This window comes from Catonella sp., from assembly GCF_057250765.1.
Window position 1 is genome coordinate 86,864 of record NZ_DBHIEC010000010.1, and the last position, 13,668, is coordinate 100,531.

General features: G+C 38.8%; 12 protein-coding genes and 1 pseudogene. 2 read left to right on the forward strand and 11 right to left on the reverse strand.

The genetic code is table 11. The features are described 5' to 3' along the window. Nucleotides 1-2 precede the first annotated feature (2 nt). The 9 genes from ACO6HM_RS06975 to ACO6HM_RS07015 form a co-directional block, all read right to left on the reverse strand. Nucleotides 3-1,163, reverse strand: coding sequence for a DHHW family protein (locus tag ACO6HM_RS06975; protein ID WP_485390371.1), 1,161 nt, complete (start codon nt 1,161-1,163; stop codon nt 3-5). Nucleotides 1,164-1,175: 12 nt separating this feature from the next. Continuing rightward, complete coding sequence (locus ACO6HM_RS06980; protein ID WP_485390372.1) at nt 1,176-2,588, reverse strand: MBOAT family O-acyltransferase; 1,413 nt, start codon at nt 2,586-2,588, stop codon at nt 1,176-1,178. A gap of 191 nt (nt 2,589-2,779) precedes the next feature. Continuing rightward, a complete protein-coding gene (locus ACO6HM_RS06985) occupies nt 2,780-4,741 on the reverse strand; it encodes a carbohydrate-binding domain-containing protein (RefSeq protein ID WP_485390373.1) in 1,962 nt (653 codons plus the stop codon). Nucleotides 4,742-4,791: 50 nt separating this feature from the next. After that, nucleotides 4,792-5,475 carry a DUF4956 domain-containing protein gene (locus ACO6HM_RS06990; RefSeq protein WP_485390374.1) on the reverse strand — a complete coding sequence of 228 codons (684 nt, stop codon included), beginning with the start codon at nt 5,473-5,475 and terminating at the stop codon, nt 4,792-4,794. After that, nucleotides 5,468-6,235 (reverse strand): VTC domain-containing protein, encoded by a 768-nt coding sequence (locus ACO6HM_RS06995; protein ID WP_485390375.1) that lies wholly within the window; start codon nt 6,233-6,235, stop codon nt 5,468-5,470. Before ACO6HM_RS06995 ends, ACO6HM_RS06990 begins: the two co-directional genes overlap by 8 nt. A gap of 181 nt (nt 6,236-6,416) precedes the next feature. Beyond that, on the reverse strand, nt 6,417-7,697 hold the full coding sequence (locus tag ACO6HM_RS07000; protein WP_485390376.1) for an O-acetylhomoserine aminocarboxypropyltransferase/cysteine synthase family protein: 1,281 nt from the start codon (nt 7,695-7,697) through the stop codon (nt 6,417-6,419). A gap of 260 nt (nt 7,698-7,957) precedes the next feature. Next, the gene (locus ACO6HM_RS07005; protein ID WP_485390377.1) at nt 7,958-8,326 is read right to left on the reverse strand and encodes a hypothetical protein; all 369 of its coding nucleotides are present in this window, start codon (nt 8,324-8,326) and stop codon (nt 7,958-7,960) included. Next, nucleotides 8,307-9,407: a phosphodiester glycosidase family protein gene (locus tag ACO6HM_RS07010; RefSeq protein ID WP_485390378.1), complete on the reverse strand. Its 1,101-nt coding sequence runs from the start codon at nt 9,405-9,407 to the stop codon at nt 8,307-8,309. Before ACO6HM_RS07010 ends, ACO6HM_RS07005 begins: the two co-directional genes overlap by 20 nt. After that, nucleotides 9,386-10,495 (reverse strand): glycosyltransferase, encoded by a 1,110-nt coding sequence (locus ACO6HM_RS07015; protein WP_485390379.1) that lies wholly within the window; start codon nt 10,493-10,495, stop codon nt 9,386-9,388. The genes ACO6HM_RS07010 and ACO6HM_RS07015 overlap by 22 nt, the downstream gene beginning before the upstream one ends. Before the next feature lie 186 nt (nt 10,496-10,681). Here ACO6HM_RS07015 and ACO6HM_RS07020 point away from each other — a divergent pair, with 186 nt between their 5' ends. Together ACO6HM_RS07020 and ACO6HM_RS07025 are read left to right on the forward strand one after the other, a co-directional pair. Then, entirely contained in the window at nt 10,682-11,356 is a 675-nt protein-coding gene (locus tag ACO6HM_RS07020; RefSeq protein ID WP_485390380.1) for a response regulator transcription factor, read from the forward strand. Between the two features lie 18 nt (nt 11,357-11,374). Continuing rightward, the gene (locus ACO6HM_RS07025; protein WP_485390381.1) at nt 11,375-12,637 is read left to right on the forward strand and encodes a sensor histidine kinase; all 1,263 of its coding nucleotides are present in this window, start codon (nt 11,375-11,377) and stop codon (nt 12,635-12,637) included. A gap of 250 nt (nt 12,638-12,887) precedes the next feature. Here ACO6HM_RS07025 and ACO6HM_RS07030 read toward each other — a convergent pair whose 3' ends face one another. After that, on the reverse strand, nt 12,888-13,346 hold the full coding sequence (locus tag ACO6HM_RS07030; RefSeq protein WP_485390382.1) for a DIP1984 family protein: 459 nt from the start codon (nt 13,344-13,346) through the stop codon (nt 12,888-12,890). Between the two features lie 135 nt (nt 13,347-13,481). Next, nucleotides 13,482-13,668, reverse strand: a pseudogene (locus ACO6HM_RS07035) (ABC transporter ATP-binding protein); the annotation flags it as partial.

Below are 13,668 nucleotides of genomic sequence, written 5' to 3' on the forward strand. Positions count from 1 at the left end.
ATCTACCTCAACAATCTGCCAATATTTGCATCCTCTGCGAAGTCCGGCGTACTGTAAAGTACCAGTAAATCAGTAATTTTATTTTCATCAATGTATTTTTTAAGACTTTTATTAAAATATCTTAAATCTAGCATTATTATTCTATCATAATCCTTTATCAAAAATGGTGCAAGACTATGAGCAAAACTATCTTTAATTAAAAGCAGGGTCTTACCTGTGTTGTTATCTGTCTTAATATCTGTAACACTGTGGTTGCCCCCAAAGAATACCGTGTACTTATCTTTCCCCTTCAAGGCACTTTGCATATAGATACTGTCATAGCTCTTTTCCTTATCATTATCCCATACCATCTTTGCTTTGTCTATTTCTTTAGAAGAATATAAGGTAATGTCATCAGGTATTACCCCTCCTATAACCCCTGTATTTACCTTAGAATCATAGGTTCCAAGGAAGTCCTTAGTAACTGTATCAGCCTTTAGTTTATCAAGAGGCTGGGCCTTAAGCCCCAGTCCGTTAGCAACAGCCTCATAGCCGTAGTAAGCTCCAAGACTGGTCCAGTGATGGTCTGTCCTGTAATAGATGTACTCATTTGCATGCTTTTTAAGGTTGTCACCGAGGTCTGTAACATATTCATCCCCGGCTTCATTTTTTATATCCTCGATAAATTTTGTCTGATTATAGACAGGTGCATAGGCAGGCAGCTTATCTCCTAATATCTCAGAAGAAGAGGGAGCCAACGCCACCTGAAAATGTCCCTTACCAAATTTGTCTGCGTAAGCCTTCACAAATTCAGCTATTGTTTTTTCATTGTTCCTTGCGGTCTCTGACTCAAAAAGCGAAGCGTCATATTTCCCGAACAGATAGCCATCTTTGCCAAAATACACACCATTGTCATCTGTTCTTCCTCGGAGTCTCTCTACAGCCGTTTTCACACCCATAAAAAAGCTTCTTTCAGGAAACTGGTCTGTAATAAAGGTCTCATAATCCTTCATAAAGCTTCCATCAAAGAGCTTTGCTGTAGTAAACTTAGGCCGCTGCTCCAAATATCTGTTCTCGGACTGTGAGAATTCAGTAGGCTTATGAAGCACTGCCCCAAAGAAAAGTGCAGCTAAAGTCCCGCCAAATACAGCTATCTTAGCATTTTCAAAAGTAAAAATTTTCATATATATCTCCCATTAGAACCTAAAATACAGGAATGGATTGTAGGTTGATGCCACCAAATAAGCTACACATATTCCTAAAATCACTTCAAGTATAATTATACCAGTCACCTTAAATACCGGTTTGTCCTTGGCTGCCAGTTTTTCCATCCATCTCTTAGGCACATCGGTACTTGCAACTACAAGTATTATTAAAAGTACAAGGTTATTAAGTAAAAGATAGATAAATTCTTTATTTATAACAGAATAACCGCCTAGTCCAAACATTCCTGCTATAAACTCTGCACCCTTCTTAAATGAATCAAAGGAAAAGAGTACCCATCCAATGATAACCAAAAACATTGTATACAGATGTCTGACAACCTTAGGCATCTTCTCTATTATTTTCAAAAGAAAAACCTTTTCAAAAATCAGGATGACTCCATAATACAGTCCCCAGGCAACAAAGTTCCAGCTCGCACCATGCCAAAAGCCTGTAAGCATCCATACTATAACTATATTTCTTATCTGCTTAGCAATACCGGCCCTATTACCTCCAAGTGGAATATACACATATTCCTTAAACCAGGTAGACAGCGAAATATGCCACCTTCTCCAAAACTCTGTGATTGACTTAGCCATATAAGGATAGTTGAAGTTTTCATCAAAATGAAAGCCAAACATAAGTCCCATACCTATAGCCATATCCGAATAACCTGAGAAATCAAAATAAATCTGGAAGGTGTATGCAAGGATTCCAAGCCAAAAACTACCCACAGACATCTCTGAAGCAGTAAGGGCATTTACACTGTCCCAAAGAAGTCCTGCGTTGTTGGCAAGTAGAACTTTTTTGCCAAGACCATAGATGAATCGGCTGATACCCTTCGCAAAATCGGCTCTATTTTCTACCCTTCCCTGCATTTCCTCCGCTACTGTACGGTACCTTACGATAGGTCCTGCAATCAGCTGTGGAAAAAGGGTTACATAGGTTCCAAAGTCAAGGATGTTTTTCTGTACCTTAGTATCTCCCCTGTAAACATCAATTACATAAGATAGACTCTGAAATGTATAAAATGATATACCTATTGGCAGAGCCAGCTTAATAGCAGCTATCCCGGCACCTGTAAGCGAATTGATGGTATCTATGGTAAAGTTTGCGTACTTAAAGTAGCCAAGCAGCAAGAGATTGATAGCTACTGCCGCCGCAAGCGATACCTTCGCATTGTTTTTCTTACCTGCAGATATCTGTTTATCTATAATAATTCCAAATACATAGTCTACAGTTATGGTAAAGCACATAAGTAATATGTATACAGGTTCTCCCCAAGCATAAAAAAGTATGCTTGACAAAAACAAAACAAGATTCCTTATACGCTTTGGCACTATGAAGTAAATAGCTAGTACTAGTGGCAGGAACCTTGTAATAAATAAAATACTGGAAAAAACCATTTGTGTTACTCCTTTTTACTCAGATAAGCACACATATCATACCATATTTACTATAAAAATAAAAGAGATAGCTAGGGAAATCTGTTCATTTTCTTTAGTGTAGTTTTGGGGCTTAAATGCAACTAAAAAAAAGACTGCGAGAGCCTTAACCCTCGCAGTCTCTTTGAAACTAATTAAGCAATTGATTTTGATTAGATTGTTTTTGAAGTACCTGTACTTCTCTTACCATTTTGGCTTGAGCTTCCGCCTTTATTGGTACTTCCGTTTGTTCCGGATGATTTTCTCTGCCCTCCTTTCATTCCATTCTTGGTGGTGCCACCGCCATTAGCCCAGTTCTTCTGACCTCTGCTTGGTGGTGCTCCTTCCGGTCTTCCCTGAGGACCTCCATTACCATTTGGGCCTCCGAAGTTTCCATTACCACCCGGACCTCCGTTACCATTTGGTCCTCCAAAGTTTCCATTGCCACCTGGGCCTCCATTACCATTTGGTCCTCCGAAGTTGCCATTGCCACCTGGACCTCCGTTACCATTTGGGCCTCCGAAGTTGCCATTACCACCAGGGCCTCCATTCATTCCGTTCCCGAAGCCTCCCCTGGGACCACCTCCGTTTCCACCGGGACCTCCGTTACCTCCCGGACCTCCCTGCATGCCACCCATTCCGCCTGAGCCACTTACGAGCTGGCTAAGAGTCACCTGCTGTGTTGTAGTTCCTGCTGTCACTGTATAGGTCTCACCCTGTGTCATGCCTTTTGTACTGATGATAACACTGTTATACTCTTTGGCTGGTGTGTAGCTTGCCAGTACATTGCCCTTTGAATCTTTGATGCTGACTGTAGTTCCTGCTGCCTGATTGGATACACTTAACTGTACAACACCCTGAGTTGATGAAGAACCGAAATTCTCAGTCATACTCTGAATCTCTGTTACTATGAAAGTACCGCCTGTGATTGTACCTGTACCGTTATAATCGATACCTCCGTTTCCACCCCTGGTTGGACCACTTACATAGGTCTCACCACCGCTTACTGTGAGGTCACCGTTAGAATCAATACCGTCTCCTTCTGCGTTTACTGTTATCTTACCACCGGAGATATTGATACTTGCATCTTCTGCCTGCATATTTTCCTTCTGTCCTGTTACAGAAGAAGCTGTTGCATTGATACCATCATCACTTGACACTACATTTATTTCACCGCCTGAGATATTTACATCTTTACCTTCAAGACCTTCATTACTATTGGTTATGTCAATCTTACCACCAACTATATCAAGGGTAGTTCCAGCGTGAATACCATCATCAGCTGCATTTATTGTAATAGTGCCACCTTCAATGTACACGAAGCCCTTAGTTGTGTCATCACTGTTTTCAGAGTGGATACCATCAGTTCCTGTTGTAATATTGATAGTACCATCAGCTATCCTTACACTGTCCTTTCCGCTGATACCCTTCTTTGTAGAAGTAATATCAATGTTTCCACCTGTAACTACAACATCATCCTTGCCCACTATTCCGTGAGCAGTAGAGCTTATCTTAAGAGAACCACTGCCGTTTACGGTAAGGTCACCTTTTGAGAAGATTACACCGTCTACATTGTTGTCATCCGTTGATATAAAGGCCCCTGAAGTTGTAAGTGTACTTGTAGTACCATCCTTTAGTGTTACGAAAACCTTGTCTGCCTCTTTTACATATATAGCAGCACTGCTTTCATTGGTAATTGTCACACCATCAAGTACAAGTTGAACCTTAGCAGTATCCGCCACATTAACAATTATCTGTCCTTTATAGGTTCCTGAAAGGATGTAAACACCTTCCTTGGTTATAGTATAGGTTGAATCCTTTATTTCACTAAGATTAACCTTGGTAGCACTTGACTCATCGTAAGACGCATCTTTGTCACGATCTGTAAACATATCTGCCTTCACTGTACCTGCCTCGGTAGCAGTAGAGGAGGAAGATGTTGTTGAAGATGCAGAACTTGTACCGCTACTTGCTATAGAGCTTCCTGTTGAAGAAGAGTTACTTGTCGTACTTGAAGTAGTAGATACTACTGTTTGTTTAGCGGTGCCACTATTGGCAGCACCTACTCCGTTACAAGCTGTTACACTAAGTAAAAGCCCACCTGTTAAAGCTATCATCATTATCTTCTTTTTCATAATTTTAGTTTCCTTTCTTATAAGCTGTTTATTATTATTTTTCTTGTTAATTAAAGTTCTTCTCCACCCATTCCAGGACGGTTTAAGCGAATTTCCAAGTTACCGTTTTTACATCTAAGTTCATCAATAAATTCTTTTTCTATTCCCTCCTTATTCAGGGTAACATCATAGCTAAGCTTGAATAAGCTACCCATATTTGTTGTCTTTACACCAAGTAAGTTTGAGCTCTTGGTATATTTATTAAGTGTTTCTGTAAATACATCTGTGTAATCAAGATTTTCAGGTATTGTAATTGTAAGACTCTTCTGTAACTTAGAACCTGAAAAAATTGTATATCCCAGTTTTGTGTAAATGAGAGTTACTACTCCCATTATCAGTGCAAATGCTGCCGCATATCCTACAAATCCCATACCTACTGCAAGTCCTGTAGCCATTGAAAGAAAGATTGCTCCTATTTCCTTCGCCGTACCAGGTACCGAACGGAATCTTACAAGTCCGAACGTTCCTGCTACTGCAACTCCGGCACCAACATTACCGTTTACCAAAAGTATTACCATACTTACTACTGCAGGAAGCATTGCAAGTGTAATCACAAAGCTCTGAGAATATCTACTCTTATAGGTGTAGACCAGGGCTAGGAAAATTCCTATCGCCAGTGCTGCTCCTATACAAATAAAAACTGATATAGGTGAAACTGCTGTGGTAGTTCCACTGCTAAATAAACTATTAAACATATCCATACTCCAACCTCTCTTTCATATCTTCTTCGTTGTTAAATTCTACCTCCCTTGCAAACATCCATCTTCTGTTCTTCAATATCTCTGTATAGGCATTGCCGTACTTTGAAAATGAAACTTTATAAATGCCGTATTTGCTAAGAACTTCTACTAACCACAATGGGAAAGTATCTTCTGATTTTACTTCAAGTAAGGCTTCCCCGTCCTCAAGTATTGGTTTTCCGTATACCTCACTAGTTAGACTTAAGTTGTCCTCCCTCCAAAGAATGTTTTCATCGAATGTCATTCGAAAGTCAGGATTGCCTTTATCGAAGAACGCCTGTCTGTCATAACTTAGGAATACTTTTGGCTCTATATCACCATAGAAGTCTAAGAAATAATCTATTTCTTTTCCTATCTGGCTTTCTTTCTCAAGCTTCTTTCCCTTACAAAGGTAATCCATTGCTTCTTTTTCTTTAGCTTCAATCCTCCTTTTGTAAACTATTCCATCGAATTTCTTTTTTAGTTCTATGAATACCTTATCCTCTTCATTTACCTTTTTATAACTTCTTACCCTAAGCTTTTCTTTATAAATCGGTTTATCAAGAGAATGTCTTATGAGTAAAAAATCAGGTTTGTCAAAGTAGATATTTCTTATTGTACTGTTGCCGTAACTGTCTGCCTTCATATAAGGCTTCATTGCTTCAAGTACGGCTTCTTTTTGTTTTTTATTTAATAAGAACTTTATTTCAAACCTTTGAAATGTTCCCTGTCCCACAAGTTTTCCTCCTTTCATTTTGTATTATTTTCTCTTTCGTTTTTTTATGTGATTTATTTTATGAGTACATAATAAACTACGAACCTAAACTGAACCTTAAAGTTTAGAAAAAAATAAAAAGATTTTTAAAAAAAGAAAAAGCGCCTTACATTGCTGTAAAACGCTGTATATCTCACTTTATTTATATAGCTGCAAATCCACCTTCAAGGTCCGCAATTATATCATCTATATGCTCAGTTCCTATTGAAAGCCTAATTGTATTTTGCTTGATATTCTGCTCAGCAAGCTCCTTCTCATTAAGCTGTGAATGAGTTGTGGTTGCAGGGTGGATAACCAGAGATTTCACATCCGCAACATTGGCAAGGAGGGAGAATATCTTAAGGTTATCTATGAACTTCCAAGCCTCTTCCTTTCCTCCTTTAATCTCAATAGTAAATATGGAAGCACCTCCATTTGGAAAATACTTCTTATAAAGCTCGTGGTCAGGATGTTCAGGGAGTGATGGGTGGTTAACCTTTTGAACCTTAGGATGATTCTTAAGGAAGTCTACGACCTTCTTGGTATTCTCAACATGTCTGTCAAGTCGTAAAGAGAGAGTCTCCACTCCCTGTAAGAGAAGGAAGGCATTAAATGGAGATATTGCAGCTCCTGTATCTCTTAAAAGAATTGCTCGTATATAGGTAACAAAGGCAGCAGGACCAACAGCATCATAGAAGGAAATGCCGTGGTAGCTAGGGTTTGGCTCTGCAATATTGCCATACTTTCCGCTAGCCTTCCAGTCAAACTTACCTGATTCAACAACTACACCGCCCAAAGTAGTTCCATGTCCTCCTATGAACTTTGTAGCTGAGTGTACTACTATGTCTGCACCATGCTCAAAAGGTCTGATTAAATAAGGGGTTCCGAAGGTATTGTCAACTACTACAGGAAGTCCATGTTTATGAGCAAGCTTAGAAACTGCATCAATATCAGGAATATCACTGTTTGGATTGCCAAGTGTTTCTATGAAAATACCTCTGGTATTATCTTTAATTGCAGCCTCAACCTCATCAAGATTGTGTATGTCTACAAAGGTTGTCTCTATTCCAAACTGAGGAAGTGTATGTGCAAGAAGATTGTAGCTTCCTCCGTAGATTGTCTTCTGTGCAACTATATGTCCACCATTTGCAGCTAAAGCCTCGATAGTATAAGTAATTGCAGATGAACCTGATGCCAGTGCCAGAGCAGCACTTCCACCTTCAAGAGCAGCTATTCTCTTCTCAAGTACATCCTGGGTGGAATTGGTAAGTCTTCCATAGATGTTACCCGGATCTGCTAAGCCAAATCTATCAGCCGCGTGTTTGCTGTTATGAAATACATAAGAAGTAGTCTGATAAATAGGTACCGCTCTTGCATCTGTAGTAGGGTCAGCCTGCTCCTGTCCAACGTGTAACTGTAAGGTCTCAAATTTGTATTTGCTCATAATGTTAATCTCCTTTTCTTAATCAATGATAACCTCTCTACCGGACATCTCCGCTTAAAGCATTAGCAATATCCGATTGGTGTCTGTTCTTTTGATGAAGTTATAATACCACTAAATATCTCATTTGAAAAATCGTTTGATTTTATGTATTGTTATAAGTTTTAACTATATGCCTACCTGTTTGCTAGGTTTATCTTATAGAGTGATACTTCCCTCTTTAGCTTACAAAGGAGCCGGCAGTATACCGACTCCTTTAAGCATTACTCACTATCTTCAATTCTTTTTCTCTTAAATACAAAGGCTGCAAACAAAAGCAGACAAGCTGAAATTAAGTATAAATGGTCAAAAGATGATGTTCTTCCCGATATTTCGATGATTCCCTTCACAAGGAAACCATTCGCCAATACTGCAAGTGCTGTGTTAAGAAAATACTTGTTTAGTGAATTCTTAAACAAAATGAATACTCCTGCAATAAGTGGGAAGATAAACATCAGTCTCATATGCACCGAGTACTGCCCGTAAGAAAACATTTCATAAACATATGCAAATACTACAAGGAAGAGACTAAGTGCGCCACAAATAATGAGATTTTTAGTAGCTTTTTTGTTTTTAATATCCAATGTAAACAATGTCGCTCACCTCTCTTTCTGATATATTATGTCCGTTGGTTGTAGGATTATTTATAATGTTGCCATTGAAGTACATAGTAGATGAACCGCCACCATCAAGGTTGTAAGCTGTAGTTGCACCGTACTCCTGCAAAACTTCCGCAAGTTCGTAGAGAGAAAGTCCCTCACTCTCGCTTGTTCTTCCGTCAGATACTACTAAGATGTAGTGGTTAGAATCAACTATGCCGATTGCTGTACGAGGATTCTTTGTCATAGCCTGTCTTACCTCTGTATTCTGGTCTACAGTTATACTACCATTTTCTATAAGCGAAGGTCCAAATGCAAAGAGGTTTACTACTCCGTCAGCTATGAGCTGCTCTGCAGTCACATCAGTTTCATAAATTATCTTAAACGAGCCATCCTTATATACTGCCAAATCAGGATAATTGCTGTCGCTTCTTACCGTATTTCTGTAAATTACACCGTTTTTAATAACATATCCGCTTCTGTCTGCTCCGTAATAATCGCCGTTTACAGCTAAGATAGCATTGTTGTTTGAAGCCATAGATGATGTGGTTTCGGTTACATTTGTGCCGAATGAGTCATAGGCAAGGGCTGTCTTTAAGTAATTTGAGTTTGAGAGTTTGACATCAGCCACATATACAGTGGTATTGTTCTTTCTGACTGTTGTTATTGTTATATCTACATTTCCGTCCTTGTAAGAGGTATCTGTCACAGTCTTTTGGGTTGCAGCCTCTGTATTACTGGTAGCTGTCGTACTCTCAGAAGCCTTATCTGCCACTGTCTGGTTCTCTGTGTTAGTGCCTGTGGTTGTATCAGTACCATCAGCTACAGCATTGTTTGTCCCGTTTGCAGTCATATTATCAGTGGCTGTATTATCTGCGCCACCCGCCGCCTCATCTGTAGCAGCTATATTTTCAGCAGCCTGTGCTATGGTGGTGTCCGTGTTTTTTACAACTACAGCCTGTACCTCCGGTATTACAAAGGTCTTTAGCAGTACATAGCTGTCAAGCGAGGCAATGAGAAGTCCTGCAGCTATACTAAGGGCCAGTGGTTTTTTTAGAAATTTCTTATTACGCATGGTTCTTCCTCCTTTTTTAGTATTGATAATCTAGCTATACTTTTTTTCTCTTTTTCGTTTTTCATCTTAAATACAAAGAGCTTTTGTGCTGTAAAACTAATGGCAAAGCAAGCAAGTTCTGCAATTAGCTTGAGTAAATAAATGTTGCCTCCTGACAAGGTATTTAGTCCTAAAAGTATAATGGTATTTAATCCAAGTATACCTGCTGCAAGGCTAAAGTATCTTATGAGGCTTCCCTTTCCTTTTTCACTGTGCTTAAATACAAACTTCTTATTTATGTTAAAATTCAAGGTACTGCTTATTAGCCTTGCTCCCACATTGGAAAGTACAAGCATTATGGATGTTGGCAGAGCCGCAAACAATATACTTAAGAGTCCGTATGCCGCGTAGTCGGTAAGGAAGGCGACTAAAGATGAAAGTGTGAATCTAAGTATTTCTCCGTATATCTTTACAGCATCCTTAACAGGACTAAAATGGCTGCCACTATTGTCATCTATGTAAACGGTTTCGATTGGGACTTCCTTTATGCTAAGTCCGTTTTTCTTAGCAAGTAAGAGCATATTCATTTCATATTCGTATCTGTCTCCGTTTATTGAGAGTAGAAATGGTATGCTGCTTACACTAAAGGCTCTAAGACCACACTGGGTATCATTTAGGAAAAGTCCGGATACGAGAAAATAAATGTATTTTGTTATGGTATTTCCTACCTTTGACTTAAGAGGAACTTTTCCTGTAAAATATCTTGCTCCTGTAGTTATCGCTGCTTCATCTATCCTAAGACTGTCAGAAACCTTGATTATGTCGCTTACTGTGTGCTGTCCATCCGAATCAGCTGTAACTATTATTCCATTCACGTTAAGCCCCTTTATATAAGTAAAGGCTGTTTTAAGCGCCGCTCCCTTTCCTTTATTGACACCATGTGCAAGTACTATGGCGTATCTTTCTGCTTCTGCAAATATATTATTAAATTTATCTCCTGAACCATCATCTACAACTATAATCTGAAATAGATTCAAGGCACTTACTTCTTCAAGTAGCTTGATTAGTTTTTCATCAGGTTCAAAGGCAGGTATAACTAAAAATTTCATAGGCTTTCTCCTTTCTTTGCTGTTCATTTATGTTAAGGTCATTATAAAAGGTGAAACTTAAACGAAACTTAAATAAATAATTTTTTATTTTTGGCAATTGAAATTTGTCTTATATTTAATTCTCTTGACACTTATATCTTTTTATCTTATGTTAGAATAAGTAAAAACCCCTAAAGGAGATAAAATATGAGGCTATTACTTGCAGAGGATGAAAAATCGCTTTCAAAGGCTGTAAAAGCCATACTTGAGGCAAGTAAATATAGTGTAGATGCTGTATTTGATGGTGAGGAAGCTCTTGATTACCTTGACGTGGACACCTATGACGGAGTGATTTTAGACGTGATGATGCCTAAGAAAGACGGCTTTACCGTACTTAAGGAACTAAGAAATAAAGGAAACCTCATCCCTGTACTCTTACTCACCGCCAAATCCGAGGTGGATGATAAGGTGGAGGGACTTGATTTGGGTGCAAATGATTATCTGACCAAGCCTTTTGAGCCAAAGGAGCTTCTTGCAAGAATCAGAGCTATGACAAGGAGCCGTATGGCTGAAGGTGACTCTATACTTGAGTTTGGCAACGTTTCCCTTAACCGTGCAAGCTTTGTGCTATCCACTAAGACAGGTGAATTTAAGTTATCCAACAAGGAATTTCAGATGATGGAGCTTATGATGAGTTATCCTAAAAACCTCATTTCTGCTGAGAAATTCATGGAGAAAATCTGGGGCTTTGATACTGAAGCCGACATCAGCGTTGTCTGGGTAAACATTTCTTATCTGAGAAAGAAACTGGCTTCACTTGGGGCTGATATCGAAATCAAGGTGACCAGAAACCTTGGCTACTCTCTGATTATGTCAAAATAGAAAGGATTTTCTGCACTAATGAAAAAAAACAATGCAATTTCAAGACTCAGGTTCAAGCTGATAGCAGTTTCAATGGCTGTAACCCTGCTTATACTGGGGCTTATTGTAGGGGGAATTAACTTTATCAACTTCAAAAAGGTAATTGACAATGCCGACAATACCATAAATTATCTTACCAATAATTATAATACTGAAGAGACCAGACCTGCTCCACCAGATCGTGACTGGAATGATAACTGGGATGATTTCAGGCATTTTGACGATGGTATATCTCCTGAGGTTAAGTTTGAGAGCAGATATTTCGTTGTTAGCTTTGATAGCGATGGAAATGCTGTATCAAGTGACACCAAGCATATATTTGCCATTTCTGATGAAGACAGTGTTAAAATTGCAAAACAAATATATAACGGGAGTTCTGATAGGGGATTTTACAGGAATTTTAGGTATGGAAAGATAAGCCTAAATGGCTATAGTGCGGTCATGTGTCTTGATGTATATAATGGACTTTCCAGTGCAAATTATTTCCTTCTTGTAAGTCTATCTGCATCCTTTATCGGCTGGATTACTGTATTTATCATAGTTTTGGCATTTTCAAAGAGAATAATCGCTCCTGTCTCAAAAAGCTATGAAAGGCAAAAAAGATTCATATCTGATGCAGGTCACGAAATAAAGACTCCTCTTGCCATCATAGAGGCTGACATAGGAGTTATGGAGATAAATGAGGGTGAAAATGAATGGTTAGATGACATCAAGACTCAGGTAAGAAGGCTTGCAAAGCTGACTAACGACCTTATACATTTATCAAAACTTGACGAGGGGAAGGATGGCTTAAAATTTATTGATTTCTCAGTGTCTGACCTGGCTAAAGAGACTGTCACTTCTTTTAGCGGACTTGCTACAATAAACAACAAGAAACTGGAAGCAAATATTAAACCGAATCTCACCTTAAAAGGTGATGCAGAAAGTATAAGGGAGTTGCTTACCATCCTCCTTGATAATGCTATCAAATACTCTACCGGGGATGGAAATATAGTTCTTGACATAAATAAGAAAAACGGACATATTACAATAGATGCTGTTAATTCAGCCAAAGGTCTATCTAAAGAAAACGCAGAGCATCTTTTCGACAGGTTCTACAGAGTCGATAATTCCAGAAACTCTGAAACAGGAGGACATGGCATAGGGCTTTCCATGGCAAAGGCCATCGTTAATGCTCACAAGGGTAAGATAACTGCTGAGGTGACAGAGAGTGAGGAGCTAAGGATAAAGGTGGTTATATAAATTATTATTCTACGCTTTTTTTAATTGTTCTTTTTCTTAGTCCCCGAACCCACCCTCGCAGCTTAGTCAATGTATGGTGTTATCTCTTAAACAATGATAATTGATACGCTTGTACTCGATAATGGTCATAACAATAAGGTGGGGATTCGAACCCCGGCTTACCTTAAGCCAGCCATCTATGAATGAGCAAAGCTCGGAAAGTTTACATTCGCCCTAATTTGCTACCAACTAAGTAAATTAAAATCCCGTACTAGTCTTCAATAAGGTCTGTACTCCAGTTTGTTGCCTGAAGGCTGTTGTCAAGCAGTCTAATCTCTTTGGAGAGCTTATCGACTGTTTTCTGAAGGTCAGTTACCTTGAGAGTAGGAAGAACCTTAATCTCAGTTCCTCTTGCCCTTCCTGCCATACTGCTTGCCTCATAGACAAAATCCCTATATGCTCCCGCCTTAAGAATGAGGGCATCTTTCTTGGCAATTACTTCTGTAATAGTCATATCACCAATCTTTGTCTCATTGTTGGTCTTATTTATCTTGCTTGCAAGAAAACCAAATCTTTCTATACAGCCATCTAATTCCTTTATAAGTTCCTTAGGATTCTCAGCAGGCTCTTCACCCTCCTGTACGAGTGCATTATTTCTTATCCTCGACCTGAGTCTTTCTATGTTGTTTACTAAATCAGCTCTTTCCTGTAATGCCTCTGCTAGTTTCATATTACACCTCCATTCAAATTCTGATATTATTTATCTTTCATAATAAGATGTGGGTGTCACGAGTATTTGACACTTGTATCATAATAAACCATTTTCGTGATAAAAACAAGGCAAATTACTTAAGCTAATCTAACATTATAAATCCGCCTCAAACTCTCTACTGTATTTTCCCATAGGAATGACCATAGGTGCATCTGAAGTAGGATCTGTAATAACCTTACTGTCAAGCCTGTATACATCCTTTATAAGTTTCTCACTTATTACATCTTCAGGTCTTCCTTCAGCATAAAGATTCCCTGATTTGAGGGCAAATATATAGTCT